Origin of the sequence: Actinomadura verrucosospora, assembly GCF_039540335.1 — a bacterium.
In the GTDB taxonomy this organism is placed as follows: domain Bacteria; phylum Actinomycetota; class Actinomycetes; order Streptosporangiales; family Streptosporangiaceae; genus Spirillospora; species Spirillospora verrucosospora.
The window spans coordinates 80,200-97,115 of the sequence record NZ_BAABEV010000037.1; the positions used below are offsets into that span (position 1 = coordinate 80,200).

At 71.8% G+C, this 16,916-nt stretch carries 14 protein-coding genes; 2 read left to right on the forward strand and 12 right to left on the reverse strand.

What is annotated here, in order from left to right; all coding sequences use genetic code 11:
* Position 1: 1 nt before the first annotated feature.
* The 12 genes from ABD944_RS31290 to ABD944_RS31345 all read right to left on the reverse strand — a co-directional run bounded on the left by ABD944_RS31290 (position 2) and on the right by ABD944_RS31345 (position 14,876).
* On the reverse strand, positions 2 to 1,420 hold the full coding sequence (locus tag ABD944_RS31290; protein WP_345182861.1) for a cytochrome ubiquinol oxidase subunit I: 1,419 nt from the start codon (positions 1,418 to 1,420) through the stop codon (positions 2 to 4).
* A gap of 202 nt (positions 1,421 to 1,622) precedes the next feature.
* Positions 1,623 to 2,495 (reverse strand): S1 family peptidase, encoded by an 873-nt coding sequence (locus ABD944_RS31295; RefSeq protein WP_345182862.1) that lies wholly within the window; start codon positions 2,493 to 2,495, stop codon positions 1,623 to 1,625.
* 145 nt (positions 2,496 to 2,640) lie between these two features.
* Positions 2,641 to 3,924: a hypothetical protein gene (locus tag ABD944_RS31300; protein WP_345182863.1), complete on the reverse strand. Its 1,284-nt coding sequence runs from the start codon at positions 3,922 to 3,924 to the stop codon at positions 2,641 to 2,643.
* Positions 3,924 to 5,189, reverse strand: a complete 1,266-nt coding sequence (locus tag ABD944_RS31305) for an ATP-grasp domain-containing protein (RefSeq protein ID WP_345182864.1) — start codon at positions 5,187 to 5,189, stop codon at positions 3,924 to 3,926. Before ABD944_RS31305 ends, ABD944_RS31300 begins: the two co-directional genes overlap by 1 nt.
* Positions 5,190 to 5,284: 95 nt before the next feature.
* Positions 5,285 to 6,538 (reverse strand): MFS transporter, encoded by a 1,254-nt coding sequence (locus tag ABD944_RS31310; RefSeq protein ID WP_345182865.1) that lies wholly within the window; start codon positions 6,536 to 6,538, stop codon positions 5,285 to 5,287.
* A complete protein-coding gene (locus ABD944_RS31315) occupies positions 6,535 to 7,803 on the reverse strand; it encodes an ATP-grasp domain-containing protein (RefSeq protein WP_345182867.1) in 1,269 nt (422 codons plus the stop codon). The genes ABD944_RS31310 and ABD944_RS31315 overlap by 4 nt, the downstream gene beginning before the upstream one ends.
* A 21-nt stretch (positions 7,804 to 7,824) precedes the next feature.
* Positions 7,825 to 8,943, reverse strand: coding sequence for a serine/threonine protein kinase (locus tag ABD944_RS31320; RefSeq protein ID WP_345182868.1), 1,119 nt, complete (start codon positions 8,941 to 8,943; stop codon positions 7,825 to 7,827).
* A complete protein-coding gene (locus ABD944_RS31325) occupies positions 8,940 to 10,424 on the reverse strand; it encodes an iron-containing redox enzyme family protein (protein WP_345182869.1) in 1,485 nt (494 codons plus the stop codon). The genes ABD944_RS31320 and ABD944_RS31325 overlap by 4 nt, the downstream gene beginning before the upstream one ends.
* Positions 10,421 to 11,500, reverse strand: a complete 1,080-nt coding sequence (locus ABD944_RS31330) for a 50S ribosomal protein L11 methyltransferase (RefSeq protein WP_345182870.1) — start codon at positions 11,498 to 11,500, stop codon at positions 10,421 to 10,423. Before ABD944_RS31330 ends, ABD944_RS31325 begins: the two co-directional genes overlap by 4 nt.
* Positions 11,497 to 11,859, reverse strand: coding sequence for a Rieske 2Fe-2S domain-containing protein (locus tag ABD944_RS31335; RefSeq protein WP_089310854.1), 363 nt, complete (start codon positions 11,857 to 11,859; stop codon positions 11,497 to 11,499). Before ABD944_RS31335 ends, ABD944_RS31330 begins: the two co-directional genes overlap by 4 nt.
* Positions 11,860 to 11,976: 117 nt before the next feature.
* On the reverse strand, positions 11,977 to 13,368 hold the full coding sequence (locus ABD944_RS31340; protein ID WP_345182871.1) for an iron-containing redox enzyme family protein: 1,392 nt from the start codon (positions 13,366 to 13,368) through the stop codon (positions 11,977 to 11,979).
* Between the two features lie 524 nt (positions 13,369 to 13,892).
* Positions 13,893 to 14,876 carry a helix-turn-helix domain-containing protein gene (locus tag ABD944_RS31345; RefSeq protein WP_345182872.1) on the reverse strand — a complete coding sequence of 328 codons (984 nt, stop codon included), beginning with the start codon at positions 14,874 to 14,876 and terminating at the stop codon, positions 13,893 to 13,895.
* A 108-nt stretch (positions 14,877 to 14,984) separates the two neighbouring features.
* Here ABD944_RS31345 and ABD944_RS31350 point away from each other — a divergent pair, with 108 nt between their 5' ends.
* Together ABD944_RS31350 and ABD944_RS31355 are read left to right on the forward strand one after the other, a co-directional pair.
* Entirely contained in the window at positions 14,985 to 15,446 is a 462-nt protein-coding gene (locus tag ABD944_RS31350; protein ID WP_345182873.1) for a rhodanese-like domain-containing protein, read from the forward strand.
* Positions 15,447 to 15,648: 202 nt separating this feature from the next.
* A complete protein-coding gene (locus tag ABD944_RS31355; protein WP_345182874.1) occupies positions 15,649 to 16,896 on the forward strand; it encodes a DEAD/DEAH box helicase in 1,248 nt (415 codons plus the stop codon).
* Positions 16,897 to 16,916: the final 20 nt, after the last annotated feature.

The window sequence follows — 16,916 nt, forward strand, 5'->3', positions numbered from 1 at the left end:
CTCAGTAGGCGAACGCGAGCGAGCGCTCGGAGTCGGAGTCGGAGTCGGGGCCGTCGGACGGCGGCGGCAGCACCTCGTCCTCCGACGGCGGCCCGGCCTTGGCGTACCTGAGCATCAGCCCCGTCTCGATGACCAGGAGGACGCCGTAGAGCGCGGTCAGCGACGCGACCGAGATCAGCATCGACGAGGCCGACACCCCGGGCGAGACGCTGGACGAGGTCTTCAGCACGCCGAACACCGACCAGGGCTGCCGCCCCATCTCGGTGAAGATCCATCCGGCGGAGTTGCCGATGAAGGGCAGGGTCAGCGACAGGACGCCGATCCGGTACACCCAGGGGTTGGAGGGGAGCCTGCCGCGGCGCAGCAGCCACAGCCCGGCCACCGAGACCAGCGCCATGGCGATCCCGGCGCCGGACATGACCCGGAAGTTCCAGTAGATGACGGGGATCATCGGCCGGTAGTCGCCGGCCCCGTAGCGCTCCTGCTCGGCGGCCTGGACGTCGTTGATCCCCTTGACCTCGCCGTCGAGGGTGCCGGTGGCGAGGAACGACAGCAGGCGCGGCACCTTGAGGCCGAAGACCTCCTTCTCGCCGTTCAGCGTCCCGACGGTGAAGATCGAGAAGGAGGCGGGCCGCTCGGTCTCGTAGAGCGCCTCGGCGGCGGCCATCTTCATCGGCTGCTGCTCGGTCATGACCTTGCCCTGGAGGTCGCCGGTGATCGCGACGCCGATGGACGCGATGGCGGTGACGACGAGCGCGAGCTTCAGCGACGGCCGGAAGACCTCGACGTTCTTGCGGCGGGCGAGGTGCCAGGCGCTGACGCCGGCCATGAACATGCCGCCGGTGGCGAACGCCGCCGTCATGGTGTGCGGGAACGCGACGAGCTGCGTGGAGTTGGTCAGGACGGCCCAGAAGTCGGTGAGGACGGCCCGTCCGGACTCGTGGTCGATCCGGTAGCCGACGGGGTGCTGCATCCAGGAGTTCGCGGCGAGGATGAAGTACGCCGACAGCAGGGTCCCGATGTGCACGAGCCAGATGCAGCCGAGGTGCAGCCGGTTCGGCAGCCGGTCCCAGCCGAAGATCCACAGGCCGAGGAAGGTCGACTCGACGAAGAAGGCGAGGAGGCCCTCGATGGCGAGCGGCGCCCCGAAGACGTCACCGACGAACCGGGAGTAGTCACTCCAGTTCATGCCGAACTGGAACTCCTGCACGATGCCGGTGACGATCCCCATCGCGAAGTTGATCAGGAAGAGCTTGCCCCAGAACTTGGTGGCGCGCAGGTACGCCGTCCTCCCCGTCCGCAGCCAGGCGGTCTGGAGCACCGCGACCAGCGCGGAGAGACCGATCGTGAGCGGGACGAAGAGGAAGTGGTAGACGGTGGTGATCCCGAACTGCCACCGGGCGATGTCGACGGTGTCCATGGGCGCAGGCCTCTCCGGCTCATCTACTACAAGCTGTAGTACTTCATCCTGTCAGAAATACTACGAGCTGTAGTACTACAACCGGTGGTTAGTTGGGTCACTCGCCCGGACACGGCCGGACGGGGCGGCGCGAGGGGTGCGCCGCCCCGTCCAGGGGAGGGTCCGCGTTCGGTCTAGAGGGCCGCGCCGGCGCGGCCGGGGGTCAACTGCTCGCGCGCGGGACGAGGCAGCCCGGGCGGTTGAAGTCGATCACGCTGCCGGGGGCGATGCAGGCTGCCAGGGTGTAGGTCTGCTGGGCGTAGCCGATGTTCGGGTGAACCGTGATGGTGCCGGACTGGTCGACCTCGCACGGGTTGTTCAGCGTGCAGCGGCCGCCGTCCTCGTTGATGGTGTTGTTCGCGCCCACGACCTTGCCGGTCGAGGCGTCGACGAGCGGGGAGCCCGACGTGCCGCCGATGACGTTGCACGCGGGGGTGTAGCGGATCGAGTCCTTCCACGTCCAGTCCCCTTCCCGGACGCGGTAGGCGAAGCCGTCGATGTTGCAGGAGTAGATCCTGCGCCAGTAGCCGGAGACCACGCGCACGTCGGCGCCCGCGGTGGGGTGGGTGAGCGAGAGCTGGAGCGCCGGCGTCCGGTAGGTCTGCTGGATGGTCGCGTAGCTCTGGCTGAGCCGGTACAGGGTCACGTCGGTGTCGGTCATGGTGGCGTACAGCACCCTGTTGGCGCGCAGCGTGCCGAGCGTGCCCGAGCCGCTGGAGTTGAGCAGGCTGAACGTGCGGCTGGACGCCCGGTTCGTGATGACCTGGCCGGCGCCGGGCATGCCGCCCTCGTAGCAGTGGCCGTTGGTGAGCACGAGCGCCGGGTCGCTGTCGGCGGCGGTCGGGGTGCGCACGAGCGAGCCGGAGCAGTTGCTCAGCGCGACGATCCCGGTGAAGTCGACGGCCTTGATCTGGGCGGACGGTGCGGGAGCGGAGGCGGCGGCCGGGGCGGCGGCGGAGGCGGTGGAGGCGCCGGCGGTCAGGGCGGCGGCGCCGACGGTGGCCGCGGCGAGCGCGCCGAGAATGCGTCTGTGCATGGCGGGGGGTCCTCTCCGGTGAGGGTGGCAGCGTGATGCTAACCACCGGCCCGCCGCCCAGAAAGGGCGAAAGTGGACGAAATGGGAGAGCGCCGCGAATCTGGCAGGCATTGCACAGCCAGACCCGCGGCGCCCGCCCCCGAGGTCAGTAGTGGAACGCGGAGGTCATTCTCGCGCCCTTGGTGCCGAGGTTGACCACGGACGCGCCGCCGGACGGGACGGTCCGGCAGAACGCGCCGCCGTAGCCGTCCGGGAAGACGAAGAGACCCCACACGGCGATCCAGTCCTCGACCGCGCCGGTCTCCGGGTTGAGCATCGGTTCGCTCACGGGGACCACGCGGCGCTGGACGATGTAGTCCTCCTTCAGGCAGCCGGCGACCGTCTCGGCCCACTCGCGGTCGGTCTGGTCCCAGCCCGCGCGGACGCCCCGTCCCGACAGGCCCGCGACCGGCTTGAGGATCAGCTCCTCCCGCTCGGCGCGGACCCGGTCGGCGAGGTCGGGGGTGAGGGTGCGCGTCCACGGCAGGATCCGGTCGATCAGGGCGTTCTCGTCCGGGGACAGGTCCGCGCGCATGGCGGGATCGGAGACGAGCGGCAGGCAGCTCTTGTAGGAGAACATGGACGCCGTCAGGGGAGTCCACAGGACGACCTTGCCCTCCTCACAGGCGCGCATGACGGTCTCGACGGGCTCGTCGTTGCGCGGGTCCCGCGCCACCTGGTGGGCGGAGAAGTACCGCAGGACGAGGTCGAGCGGACGGTCGTGCAGGTACAGCCGTCCGTCCCTCTCCCGCACCTGGTCCACTTCGCCGATGAGCAGTTCGATGCCGCACCGCTTCATCGACTCCTGGAAGGAGCGGTGCAGCGGCTCGTACGCCGCCATCCCGTCGATGGCCTCGAGGGTGGCGACGACGGGTGCCTCCTTCTGCGTGGCCTGGACGAAATGCCGCGCTATGGCCGCCGGAGTGTCGACGCTCGACAGGCCGTGCTCGTCCGCGAACGCGGCGAACTCCTTGTGGCCGAGCAGGGTGCGGTTGACCTCGCTCATGTCGACGCCGCCGAGTTCGCTGCCGATGTTGAACTCCAGCAGCCGGAACCGCGAGCCGTCGTCGTAGAGGTCGGCCCGCCCCCACAGGAACGGCTCCGCGTCGAACCGGGTCATGAGTTCGGTGCGGCGCGCGTCCGCGCCGATCGCGGCGCAGAACGCGCGGCGGTCGCCGCCGAACAGCCGGTCCGGCAGGGACGTCATCAGCCGGAACAGCCCGGACAGGTCGTCCGCGGCCTCGCGCGTGCGCGCCTCGGACGACAGCAGCGGCCGCGTCCCCAGGTATCCGCCCCACGCCCGGTCGAACACGGGCGGGAACTCGACCTCCGACATGACGTCGCGCAGGGGCCCCTCGGCGGCGGCCGCGACGTACTTCGCGGTGACCATCAGGCGGTCTCCTCCACGTCCACGACCAGGTCCTTCTCGATCTTGCGGATGACCTCGCGGTCGGCGTAGATCTGCTCGGCGTCCTCGTGGGCGAGGATGATGTAGCCCATCGTCATGCTCGCGAACAGGTCCGTGCTGGCGTCGACACGGTCGCCGGTGCTCACCAGGTGCACCGGCGAGTGGTAGCTGGGCAGGTCGCGCGCCCGGTCGTAGATCTCGGCGTTGCGCACGATCCCGGTGGAGTGCGACATGAGGAACACGGCCATGACGTTGCGGCGCAGGGTGTAGCCGGGCGGCATCTGCGGGCCGAGGCCGCGGCACACGTCCACGATCCTCGTGACCTGGCTCTCCCCGGTGGCGATCTCGGTCACCGCGGGGTTGCCCGCTCCGGCCAGCCGCGCGTTGACCTCCAGCAGGCGCGGCCCGTCCGGGGTCATCATGATCTCGGTGTGCGCCGCCCAGTTGCGCAGCCCCACCGCGTCCAGCGCGGCGAGCCCGTAGTCGATGAGCTCGCCGTAGGCGCCGGTGTCGTAGGGGAGCCACTCGACGAAGTCGTACACCGCGATGCCCTCGCCGAACGGGACCCGCCGGTACCGGATGATGTCGGTGATCGAGTGCCGGCCGTCGTGGCTGACGGTGTCGATGGCGTACTCGGTGCCGGTCATCATCTCCTGGACGAGGACCTCCTCGGCCAGCACGTCGAGCTTGTCGCGGGTGCCGAGCATGGCCGTGAACTGCTCGCGCCACCCCTGCCCGCCTGGAGCGCGGCTGACTCCCACGGTGCCGGCGCTCGTCGGCGGCTTGACGACGAGGTCCTTGCCGGCGAGGCCCTCGCGCTCGATCCAGGCGGCGACCTCGTCGGGATCGTTCGTGGAGATCTGCCGGGGGACGGGCAGCCCCGCCTCGGCCAGGGCCTGGTGCATGAGGTACTTGTGCCGGCGGGCGTCGACCAGCTCCGGGACGTTGGAGAACTCCGGCGCGAGGGCGTCCGAGCACTCCTGCGCGAGCCGCAGCGCCGCCTCGACGCCGGGGATGACGGCGATCGGCTTCAGCGCGCCGAGCCGGGCGATCGTCTCCGCCATGTCGCCGTGGTGGTTGATGACCGCGTCGTAGTTGCCGGGGTCGTGCGAGGAGTGCAGCGGGGCGAGCGCGGGTCCCGTGTAGTCCATCACGGCCACCGGGCTGAACCCCGCCTCCCGGAGCGCGGGAGCGACCATCGCCGCGGAGGTGAAGGGCCGCACGATTGCGACGACTGGCTTGTCCATGGTGGTCACCTTCTGTTTCGTTCGTTCCACTCGTTGCGCGGGGGTCGTCCTCGCGGGCGCCGCCGCCGTGGTCGTCCGTGCCGTGCCGTCCCGCCTCACTCGCCGGCCTCGGCGGCGGCCGGCTCCAGGGCCGGTTCGGCCTCCTCGGCCGGGCGCCGCCGCGCCAGCCCGGCGCCCGCGGCCACGGCCGCGGCGCCCGCGAGCCCGAACGCCCCGGTCAGCAGCCAGACGCCCGAGCCCCAGGCGTGCCACGCCGCGACCCCGATCATGGGGCCGACGGCGTAGCCGACCTGCTGCGGGATCGTCGCCGCCGCGATGTAGCGGGCGCGCAGCGCGGGCGGCGCGACGAGGCCGGGGTAGGCCATCATGGACGGCGCCGCGATGATCTCCCCGAACGTCCACACCACCGTCGCGAGGAGGAGCAGCGCCACGGGCGTGGGGCCGGTGTAGACGAGGTGGCCGGCGCCCAGCATCGCCATGCCGAGCGTCATCGGCACCCCGATCGGCAGCCGCTGGAGCCACTTGGACAGCAGCACCTCGAAGGCGATGACGATGCCCCCGTTGACGGTCAGCAGCATCGCGAACACCCGCTCGTCATGGCCCGAGCCCGTCACGAACAGCGGCAGGGCGGCCGACGACTGGATGTAGGTCATGGCGGTGAGGAAGAGGCCGAGCACGACGAGCATGAACCGCCGGTCGGCCAGCACCTGCCCGTAGCCGGTGCGGTCCTTGCCGGACCCGCCGCCGGCGACCTCCGGCTCGGCGTCCGACCGCAGCGCCAGGTAGGCGACCACGCCGAACGCCAGCGACGTCGCCGCGTCCACGTAGAACAGCGCGCCGTAGGACGCGTAGGTCAGCAGCAGCGCGGCGCCCATCGGGCCGACCGTCGAACCGACGTTGAACGTCAGCCGCAGCACCGAGAAGACCATCACATGCCGGTCCTTCGGCGTCAGCTCGACCACCCAGGCCATCGCCGCCGGGCGGTACGCCGTCGCGGTCAGCCCCGCTCCCCCGGCGACGAGAGCGCCGATCCACATGTTCGGCACGTGCACGAGCGCCGCGGTGAGCACCGCCGTGCCCGCCATCGAGCCGACGATGACCCACCGGTACCCGACGCGGTCCGCGGCGGCGCCGCCGAGCGCCGACCCGGAGATCCGGCCGATCATGAGCGCGGTCAGCACGACGCCGCTCTCCCACGCGGTGAAGCCCTCGCTGGTCAGGAACAGCACGAGGAACGCGTTGAGGAACGCCGCCAGATTGCTGATCAGGTTCCCGAGGACCAGGATCCGGACCGTCCCGCTCATCCCGCGCAGCGTCGCGAGGATCGTCGGGTGCTCCGGGGACGTCATGGCGCCTGCTCCAGCGGGGTGCCCTCGAACGTGAAGTACCGCCCGGCGTCCGGGATGGCGGCGCGGGTCCGCTCCAGCGTCTCCGCGACCGCGATCACGTAGCCGCAGCGGGCCAGCCCGTTCGGCGGCAGCCGCACCTGCCAGCCCGGCTGCACGGCGAGCTCCACCTCGGCGACCGGCGGGCGCATCAGCTCCTTGTCCACGGTCGCCGACGTGATCTCCATGTCGTGCGGGGGATAGGCGAACCGGATGGACGCCGCCCTGCGCGGCTTCGGGAACGCCACGGCCGGCGGGCGGCCCGCCACCACGTCGGCCGCCGCCAGCGGCCCGTCGACACCGGACGTCAGCAGCCCGAGGTAGGGGATCATCCCCCCGCCGAGCCGGACGTTGATCTCGATGACGTGCTTGGCGCCGTCCGGGGTCAGCTTGAACTCGATGTGCGTGTACCCGTCGGTGAACCCGACCGCGGCGTGGACCCGGGTGAGCATGGCGTGGAACTCGGTGTCGAACAGCAGCGGGTCGCCGGCGTCGACGTCGTGCCCGATCTCCTCGAACGCCAGCGTGCCGCTGCCGCCGAGCACCTTGCGCGCCACGATCAGCGGCGTGCACTCCCCCTGGAACAGGACGCACTCGACGGAGATCTCCGGGCCGTCGAGGAACTCCTCCACGATGACGTAGTTCTCGAACTGGCGGATACCGCCCAGCCGCGTCCCGTCGGTGAGCGCGAACGCGGCGTCCAGGTCCTCGGGCCTCTCGACCTTGCTGAGGCCGAGGCTGCCGCCGAGGTTGCGCGGCTTGACGATGAGCGGGTAGCCGGTCTCGGCGGCGAACGCGCGCGCCTCCTCCAGCGACGCCACGGCGCGGGAGGCGGGCTGCGGGAACCCGGCGGCCCGCAGCGCCTCCCGCGTCGCGGACTTGTCCCGGCACCGGGCCACCGCGCCCGGGTCGAGGACGGGGAGGCCGAGCGCCGCGCTGAGGTGCGCGGACGTCTCGATGTAGACCTCGTCGTAGCAGAACACCCCGGCGACCTCGTGGTCGCGGGCCACGTCGCGCGCCGCGGCCGTCAGCTTCTCCAGGTCGAGGCAGTCGACGACGGTGTGCCCGGCGATGTAGGGCTCCTCCCAGCTCGCCGGGGCCGGGTTCAGCAGCCAGAGCCGGTACCGCTGCGACACCGACTCCAGGATGTACTTGCGGTAGACCCAGTAGCTGCTCGCGACCAGGAGAAGGAGCGGACGCTCGCCGCCCGCGGGCGGGTCATAGGACATGCGGACCTCGATCGCAGGTTGTCAGGAGAAGTAGTCCTCGGGCCCGCCGCGGCGGCGGACGTCGAGGGTGGCGCAGTGGAAGCCGCCGCCGAAGGTGTTGACCGTGCGGAAGGGGACGGGGATGGGGGTGAACCCCTCCTTCTCCAGCAGCCGCAGCAGCTCGGTCTCCTGCGCCTCGACGAAGATGCGCTCCTGGTCGAGCATCAGGGTGTTCATCGCGATCCACCGGCTGCAGAAGTACATGGTCTGGTCGGCGGGGATGGCGGGCTCGGGGCAGACCAGCACGTCCCAGCCGGCGAACATCTCCGGCAGCTCCGGCACCCGCTCGGGGTTGATCAGCACCCGGCCGGGACGCAGCGGGACGAACGTGGCGTTCATGTGCATCGGGTGGTCGTCGGCGAACGCGACCTCGTGCACCCGGAACTCGCCGCCGAGCAGCCGCCGCACCCACTCGATGCCGAACCGGTTGGTGACGTGGCTGCGCTGCACGAGGATGTCGCGGCCGAACCGCATGAAGTCGCCGGCGTCCACGATCGGCTCGAACTCGGTGATGACGGACGTCGCGTCCGGGAACGGGTCGGCCGGGGACATGGTCTCCGGCTTGGCGGCGGCGTAGCCGGGGTTGAAGGACGCGTCGGTGAGCTGCGGCTTCGGCGCCGCGACCCAGCGGGCGCCGCGCCGGAAGTAGTCCTTGAAGATCGTCCGGAACGGGTGGGTGGCGAAGTAGTACGACCGCCAGCCCATCGTCGCCTCGACGATCTGGTCGCCCGCGACCAGCGCGATGTCGCGGGGGAAGGTGTGCGACGAGCCGCCGGTGGACGTCCAGTCGGCGGTCCCGAACGGGCGGGACTGGTCGACCGGGTCGGGGCGCCGGACCGTGACGCCCTCGCCCTCCAGGATCGACACGAAGCCGTCGAGCTCCTCGCGGGCCGCCTCGACCTGCTCCTGCGGGAAGCCCCCGCCGCCGTTGCGGCGGTAGAAGTCCCACGCCTCGGGCGGAACGGTCGCCTCGATCGCCGGATGCCACGGCGGGACGGCGGCGCCGTCGATCACGCCGACGATCACCTCTTCCAGCGGGTCCCACTCGTTGTACGAGCCGACCGGGGCGGGCTGCCCGGCCGGGGGTGCGCTGTCGGTCATCGCGACGTCCTCTCCACGGTTCGAACGGTCACCCGGGCCTCGGGCGAGGCGGCCTTCAGGCCGTGCAGGCGGCCGCGCGGCACCAGCAGCACGTCGCCCGTGCCGAGCCGGTGCGGGCGGTCGGTCGCCCACGCGTACACGTCCGCCTCGCCGCTCGTGATCTCCACGAGCCGGTCGGAGTCGTACACGCCGGTGCAGAACGGGCTGTCGGGGCGGAGCGTGCTCGCCTGCGCGTCGTCCCTCGCGGAGGACGCCAGCGCGGCGCCCGCCTCGGTGTGCCGGTCGAGGGCGTCGGCCCAGGCGATCTGCGCGCGGAAGTCGGCGTCGCCGAGGCGCAGCAGCAGCTTGGTGTCCTCGATGCCGCGCACCAGCTCGGGGATGACCAGCTCGCCGTGCGCGCGGGCCAGGCCGAGCAGCAGGTTCTCGTAGGTCATCCGCCCGTGGTGGACGTCGATGTGCGCGTGCTCGTCGCAGTACTTGGCGTCCACGCGGTCGCCGTAGACGGCGCGGAGCATGGCGCCGGTGTCGGCGAACCCCTGCGCGAACAGCCACTCCAGGTACGTCACCGCGGCCATGTAGCGGAACATGCCGCGGTGGTCCTCGGTGAGCCAGTTGAAGTAGTTCACCCCGACCAGGGAGCTGGTCAGGTAGAAGTTCCAGTACGCGTGCACGTCGGTGCGCAGCCCGACGCTGGCCAGCATCTCCTTGAAGATCGTGCTGTGCTTGGCGCCGTAGACCCCGTACCCGAACTCGTCATTGAAGATCTTGAAGAGCTCGGACTGCTCGACGCCGTAGGAGCCGCCGAGGTTGCGCGCCATCGCCGACGCCTCGGTCAGCGCGTCCAGGGCGAGCTGGATCAGGTGCAGCGCCGCGGCCTCCTCCGGCCGCCGGCACTCGGTGATCAGCCGCATGGTGCCGGTCGGCTCGGCCGCCGCGTCCACCGCCGGGTTGCTCCCGGACGCGTCGGCGGGCGCCCCGGCCCCGCCGACCTCGGCGAGGAAGTACGCCTGGAGCTCCTCCAGCGTCCGCACCGGCGGGACGGTGACGGCGTCGTCCAGGAAGGAGAACGCGTACCGCTCCAGGCCGGGCCGGACGGCGTCGCGCAGCGCCCGCACCTCGTCGCCGTAGAAGAGCTCGAAGTCGTCCTTCGCCGAGGCCAGCCCGGCGGGGGGCAGCAGGATCATGTCGCTCTCGTAGGCGTTGCACAGCACGCGGCCGGCGATGAGCTGGCCGCCGCCGAGGAACTCCGCCTCCGTCGCCGGGACGGAGAAGTCCCGGTCGGCGGCGCCCGGCGGGCCGATCGGCCGCCGGTACGGGTTGCCCTCGACGAGGACCTCGGGACCCGGCTGGAAGATCCGCTGCGAGCAGTAGGCGGCGAGGGCGCCCGCCGCGGCGGCCGTCGGCGCGGTCCCCGTCGTCACCATGCCCGCCGTGGCCTCGTCCGCGGCCGGTGCGGCGATCGCCTCCGTCACGGCGGTCACGCGACCACCTCCTCGGACTGCACCTCGAAGCGGACGCACTCGCCGTCGTGGGCGGCGACCAGCGACACCGGCAGGTCCGGCTGGACGTGCAGGGGGACGGGCAGGCACTGGATCGCCTGCTTCCAGTGCGAGTCGTGGCCGGGCGCGTTGTCGACCACGATCCCCGGCATCAGCTCCATCTCGAACCAGAACGCGATCGCGTGCATCGTGCCCGCGGCCGTCGGCCGGACCGTCAGCTCGGTGCGCTGCGGGCGCGCGTCCGCCGTGTAGAAGTCGAACTCGAACACCGTCACCGGCTCCGACAGCGCCCGGTGCTCGTGCCGGTGCAGCCGGGAGTCGAAGTACTCCAGCGTGGACAGCCGGTTGAAGGGCGCGAGGTCGAACCCGTACAGCTTGCCGACGTGGTTCTTGCGGTGCAGCGGCTCGCTCTCGACGAGCTGCGCGAAGATCCGTCCCCGCGACGGCATGATCGTCGCGTCCGGGGCGAGGAGGTGCTCGCGGGCGTGCGCGATCGTGCCGAGGATGCCCTCGCCGAGCAGCCCGCAGTCGACGATCTCGGTGACCAGCAGGCCGGCGCGCCTCGGCAGGTCCCCGGGCACGGTCATGCGGGTGGACATCTTCGACACGACGCCGACCGCGTCGTCGTACCCGGCCACCCGGACCACCCGCGCCGCCGTCTCGGCGACGGACGGCTGGCCCTCGCAGGCCACGACCTCCCGCGCCCCGGCCCGCGCCGCCATCATCGCCAGCAGGCCCGACCCGGCGCCGATGTCGAGGACGAGCGCGTCCGGGGCGGCCGCGACCGCCTGCCGGATCGCCCGGTCGTACAGCTCGGCGCGCTCCTCGTCGTGCAGCATCTCCCAGTGCCAGCGGGGGACCGAGCACCGGACGGCCCGGTTCCGGCCGATCAGGGCCTCCTGGTTGTCGGCGTCCAGGCCGAGGATCAGCTCGAAGGCCCTGGCGGCGTCCTCGTAGCGGCCCTGGTGGTGCAGGTCGCGCCCCCACCTGAGGAACTCGCCGAGTTCCATTCCGTCGCGGATCTCGGTGACCGCGCCCTGCGGCTGTGCGCTGTTCATCGGCTCTCGGCCCCTTCGTCGTGGGTCGGGTCGGGCGGCAGGTTGGCGAGGATCTCCTTGTGGATGACCGAGACGGGTGCGCCGGTGTCCGGAAGGACGACGACGGCCTCGTCCCCGCTGCGCACCATCGGCAGGCAGGAGCGCTTCACGGCGGAGACGCCGACCTTCGTGCCGTGCCAGGGGCAGCTGAGCCGCCGCCCGTCCGGGGTGCGGCGGGCCAGGCTGAGCGGGCCGCCGCGGTGCGGGCAGTGGTCGCGGACGAGCAGCGACCGCTCGCCCTCGTGCAGGACGAAGTAGCGGTCGTGGCCGACCATCACGGTGTTGTGCCGACTCAGATCCATCACGATGACGCGTGCCATCGGCTCCTCTTTGTCGTTCGGGCGCGGCCGGTGACGGGCGGGGACGGCACGGGGCATGGCGCGGTCAGGCGGGGCGGGAGACGGGAGTCTCGGTGGGAGCGTCGGGGACGGGGAGTGTCAGGCGGGAGAGATGGCGTGGAGCAGGCAGGCGGTCTCCGGCGTCGCCGGCCGGATCCCGTAGAGGCGTCCGCCGGGGATCAGCAGGGCCTCGCCGCGCGCGAGCCGCTCGGGCGGCCCGGTGGGGGTCGTGACGAGGTCGGCCTCACCGCGCTCCACCTCCAGGACGACGTCGCCGTCATGGCTGCGCGTCCCGAACGGGCTCGCGGTCGTCAGCGCGACGCGCAGCGGCGGTTCGGAACCGGTCCGCGCCGAACCGGCGAGCTCCCGGTGCCGGGGGAGGTCGTCCGCCCAGCGGATCTGCGCCGCGGTGTCGTCCTCGAACCAGCCGCCGACCAGCCGCGCCTCGGCGATGCCGCGCAGCAGCTCGGGCACGACCCGCGGGCCGTGCCGGCCGGCCAGGGCCAGCAGCACCTGGTCGCGGGTGATGCGCCCGTGGTGCTCGTCGATGTGCGCGTGCTCGTCGCAGTAATGCAGATCGACGGTGTCGCCGAATATGCCGCGGAACACTTTGATCATTTCGACGAATGCGGGGGCGAACACCGCTTCCGCATAAGTGACCGCGCCCGCGTAGCGGAAGAATTTCGCATGGTCGCGGGACAGGTAGTAATAGTAGTTGTTCGTCGCCAGCGGTCCGGCCAGGTAGAAGTTCCAGTACGCGTGCACATGGGTCGCCATCGCGCGGCTGCGCAGCATTTTGGCGAAGATCGTGGTGTGCTTGGCGTCGTAGACCCCGTAGCCGAACTCGTCGATGAAAATCTTGAACAGGGCGGACTGCTCGGGCCCGTAGGCGCCGGCGAGGTTGCGCGACATCGCGGAGGCCTCGGTGAGCCCGTCCAGGGCGAGCTGCACCAGGTACAGGTCGGCGGCGCTCTTGCGGTCGCGGGCGTTCGCGATGGCGGTGAGCGCGGGCGACGGCCCGGCCGCGGCCTCCTCCACGACGTGCTGGAAGTAGGCCTCCAGCACGTCGGGCGTGGCGGCTCCGCTGACGTCCACGGCCTCGTCCAGGCAGCCGAACGCGAAACGTTCCAGTTCCGAGACGGAGCCTTCCCGGAGTTCCTTGAGGTCAGGGCCGTAGAAGCGGTCGAAATCCTCGTAGAGGCCGTCGAGCCCCTGCTCGGGGAGCAGCACCGTCTCGGCCTCGTAGAAGGTCCCGAGCAGCCGGTGCGCGGCGAGGGAGCGGTGGGCCGCCCACTCGCCCGGCCCCGGCGGGCCGTCGAAGTCGGACTCGGCCAGCGAGTCCGGCACGAGCATGCGGCGGTAGGGGTTGCGGCCGTGGACGACCTGGGAGTCACCGCGGAACAGCGGGTGGCCGGCGAACGCCAGGATCCGCTTTCCGAGGGTGCCGCCGGCGCGTGTGGCGGCAGGGGCTGCCTGCGGTTGAACTGTCATTTACTTGTACCGTTCACCTGACTACTCAAGGGTCGGGTGTAGCTGAGGGCGTGCGTGGCCGATTGTGTCGGCCAGGGTCGCTGAGAACGGCTTCCATTTGTTGGTGGGATGAACAAATGTTGCGGAGTGAAAGTGATCTATTACCGGCAGTAAGAGACCGCTTCCTCTCGGCTGCGGGGCAGATTAACAAAGGGTTTGGGCGGTGATCAACGATTGAGCTGGAACTTTGTGCCGGAGTTCGGCTTTGCCGCCGCGGGGCCGGACGTTTCGGTCGCGTCCAAAATGATCTTGCGGGCTTTCGGTCCGGCCGCCGCCCGCGCCCGTCCCGCGGCCCTGACAGCCGCGCTGACCTCGTCGACCCTGGCGGTCACCGCGGATGCGCACCGGTCGCGGGCGCGGCGTGACCCACCCCTGACATCCGTGACTTCTGCTGGTCAGGAAACTCGGGGGAAACCCCGGTTCGTGACCGTAACCGGACGCACCTCCCGCCGCTGCCCGCTGGCGTCCCGCCGGCCCGTCCCGGGTCAGGAGGCGGCGGTGGTGCGGAAGGTGCGGCGGTAGGCGGACGGCGAGGTGCGCATCGCCCGGGTGAAGTGGTGCCGGAAGGTCGCCGGGCTCTCGAAGCCGACCGCCGCGCCGACCTCCTCGATCGGAGCGCCGCCCTGCTCCAGCAGCGGCAGCGCGGCCAGGACCCGCTGGCCGACCACCCAGCGCAGCGGGCTCGTCCCGGTCCGCCGCTGGAAGCGCCGCAGGAACGTCCGGGGCGCGAGGCAGGCCTGCTGGGCCATGCGGCCCACCGTGATCGGCTCGGCGAGGTGGTCGAGCGCCCACGCCATGGCCCGCGCGACCGGGTCGTCCTCCCCCGGCGCGACCACCGCCGCCTCCACGAACTGCGCCTGCCCGCCGTCCCGGTGCGGCGGCACGACCAGCCGCCGCGCCACCGCGTTGGCGACCCTGGCGCCGTGGTCCTTGCGGACGAGGTGCAGGCACATGTCGAGGCCCGCCGCGCTGCCCGCCCCGGTGAGCACGTCGTCGCCGTCCACGTAGAGGACGTCGGGCGTCACCCGGACGCCGGGGTGGCGCCGGCGCAGCAGGTCGGCGTACCGCCAGTGCGTGGTGGCCGCCCGTCCGTCCAGGAGCCCGGCGGCGGCCAGCGCGAACGCGCCCGAGCAGATGGACGCCACGCGGGCGCCCCGCGCGTGCGCCTCCCGGAGCGCCGCGACGACCTCCGGCGGCGGGTCGCGGTGAACGTCGGGGACGGCGACGACCAGGACGGTGTCCGCCGACGCGAACACGTCCAGCCCGTGCTCGGCCGTCATCGTGAAACCGCCCACCGCGCGCATCGGGCCGCGTTCCAGCGAGCAGACACGCAGGTCGTACCAGGGGACGTCCAGTTCGGGGCGGGGCAGCCCGAAGACCTCGACGACCGTGCCCAGCTCAAACGGCGCCATGCCGTCGAACACCAGCACCGACACGGTGTGCCGGCGGGACGGGGTGGCGACGCGCATGGCGAGATCTTAGCGATACGCGGCATTCACGCCACTTCCGGACGCGTCGCCGGCCCCCGAGGATCGAGACGGCCACGAGAGACTTCTCACCTTCGAGGGAGCCCGAGCATGAACGCAGCCGACCAGACGCCCGCCGCCACCGCCGCAGAGGCGCTCCGCCACTTCTCCGCCCGCCTCGCCTTCGAGACGGACGTGTCCGACGTGGCCGCCCGACTCGCCGAGGGGACGCCCGGCCTCGTGGTCGTCGACACCCGGAGCGCCGAGAGCTGGGCGCAGGGCCACGTCCGGGGCGCCGTCCACCTGCCCACCGCCGACATCGCCGAACGCGCCGCCGCGCTCGTCCCCGAGGACGCGGACGTGGTGCTCTACTGCTGGGGGCCCGGCTGCAACGGCGCCCAGAAGGCGGCGCTGGAGTTCGCGAAGCTCGGCCGTCCCGTCAGGGAGATGCTCGGCGGGTTCGAGTACTGGGCCCGGGAGGGCTACCCCGTGCAGACCGGTGGCGGCGCCGTCACGCGGCGTTCACCCGACCCGCTCACCGCCCCCGTCAACGGTGTTTCGTGTGCTTGCTGAGCGTGCCGTGGCGCATGTTCCTTCGGAGACGGGGCATAAGGTCGTCCCCTGACGACGTTAGACTCTAGGAATCACTCTTCGGCGCCGACGAACGGCGCCAGGCTCGTCCTTGCAGGCCAAACCCAGCGCGGTGCCTCCCGAGACGTGCCCCCCTCTCGGAAGGTAATGCGTGACCACAGCTGCCGCTGAACAGAACCCCACCATGCCCGCCATCGCGGACGAGGAGAGGGTTCCCACTTTCGCCGAGCTCGGCCTCCCGCCGGTTCTGGTGAGCGCCCTGGTCCGCCAGGGCATCGAGGCGCCGTTCCCCATCCAGGCCGCCGCGATCCCCGACGTGATGGATGGGCGCGACGTCCTCGGCCGCGGCAAGACCGGCTCCGGCAAGACCCTGGCGTTCGGACTGCCGCTCCTGGCCCGCCTCGCCGGCCGCAAGGCCGCCCCCAAGCGCCCCCTGGCGCTGATCCTCGTCCCGACCCGCGAGCTCGCCCAGCAGGTCCAGACCAACCTGGAGCCGCTCGGCCGCGGGCTCGGCCTGCGCTTCAAGACCGTCATCGGCCAGACCTCGATGTTCAAGCAGATCGACGCGCTGCGCCGCGGCGTCGAGGTGCTCGTGGCCACCCCCGGCCGGCTCAAGGACCTGATGCGCCAGGGCGCCTGCGACCTGTCCGACGTCGAGATCGCCGTGCTCGACGAGGCCGACCACATGGCCGACATGGGCTTCCTGCCCGACGTCACCGACATCCTGGACGCCGCCAAGCCCGGCGGGCAGCGGCTGCTGTTCTCCGCCACCCTCGACAAGGACGTCGACGTCCTGGTCCGGCGGTACCTGAACGAGCCGGTCACGCACGCGATCGGCCCGGTGGACGAGTCCGTCGCCACCATGGACCACCACCTGCTGCTCGTGGCGCCCAAGGAGAAGAGCGCCGTCACCGCCGAGATCGCCAACCGCGAGGGCCGGACGATCCTGTTCGCCCGCACCAAGCACGGCGTCGACCGGCTCGCCAAGCAGCTCACCCAGGCCGGGGTCCGCGCGGCGGGGCTGCACGGCGGCAAGAGCCAGGGCCTGCGCACCCGCACCCTCGCCGAGTTCCGCGAGGGCACCATCAGCGTGCTGGTCGCCACCGACGTCGCCGCCCGCGGCATCCACGTCGACGACGTCTCCCTGGTGATGCACGTCGACCCGCCCGCCGACCACAAGGACTACATGCACCGCGCCGGGCGCACCGCCCGCGCCGGCGAGCGCGGCACGGTCGTCACGCTCGTCCTGCCGCACCAGGTGCGCTCCACGTCCGCGATGACGCGCCGCGCCGGCATCAACGCGCCCCGGACCCGGGTGTCCACCGGCGACTCCGAGCTGGTCAAGCTGACCGGCGCCCGGCAGCCGTCCGGCATCCCGATCGAGGAGCCGATCATCCCCGAGCTGCCCGCGCGGCGCGAGGGCGGCCGGTGACGGCCGGGCGGGGGCGGTCG

Coding starts and splice junctions, on each gene's coding strand:
- ABD944_RS31300 (WP_345182863.1), bottom strand. CDS start 3,924: ATGGTCACCGCGAAGTACGTCGCGGCCGCCGCCGAGGGGCCCCTGCGC.
- ABD944_RS31290 (WP_345182861.1), bottom strand. CDS start 1,420: ATGGACACCGTCGACATCGCCCGGTGGCAGTTCGGGATCACCACCGTC.
- ABD944_RS31345 (WP_345182872.1), bottom strand. CDS start 14,876: ATGCGCGTCGCCACCCCGTCCCGCCGGCACACCGTGTCGGTGCTGGTG.
- ABD944_RS31340 (WP_345182871.1), bottom strand. CDS start 13,368: ATGACAGTTCAACCGCAGGCAGCCCCTGCCGCCACACGCGCCGGCGGC.
- ABD944_RS31350 (WP_345182873.1), top strand. CDS start 14,985: ATGAACGCAGCCGACCAGACGCCCGCCGCCACCGCCGCAGAGGCGCTC.
- ABD944_RS31330 (WP_345182870.1), bottom strand. CDS start 11,500: ATGAACAGCGCACAGCCGCAGGGCGCGGTCACCGAGATCCGCGACGGA.
- ABD944_RS31295 (WP_345182862.1), bottom strand. CDS start 2,495: ATGCACAGACGCATTCTCGGCGCGCTCGCCGCGGCCACCGTCGGCGCC.
- ABD944_RS31305 (WP_345182864.1), bottom strand. CDS start 5,189: ATGGACAAGCCAGTCGTCGCAATCGTGCGGCCCTTCACCTCCGCGGCG.
- ABD944_RS31355 (WP_345182874.1), top strand. CDS start 15,649: ATGCCCGCCATCGCGGACGAGGAGAGGGTTCCCACTTTCGCCGAGCTC.
- ABD944_RS31315 (WP_345182867.1), bottom strand. CDS start 7,803: ATGTCCTATGACCCGCCCGCGGGCGGCGAGCGTCCGCTCCTTCTCCTG.
- ABD944_RS31335 (WP_089310854.1), bottom strand. CDS start 11,859: ATGGCACGCGTCATCGTGATGGATCTGAGTCGGCACAACACCGTGATG.
- ABD944_RS31320 (WP_345182868.1), bottom strand. CDS start 8,943: ATGACCGACAGCGCACCCCCGGCCGGGCAGCCCGCCCCGGTCGGCTCG.
- ABD944_RS31310 (WP_345182865.1), bottom strand. CDS start 6,538: ATGACGTCCCCGGAGCACCCGACGATCCTCGCGACGCTGCGCGGGATG.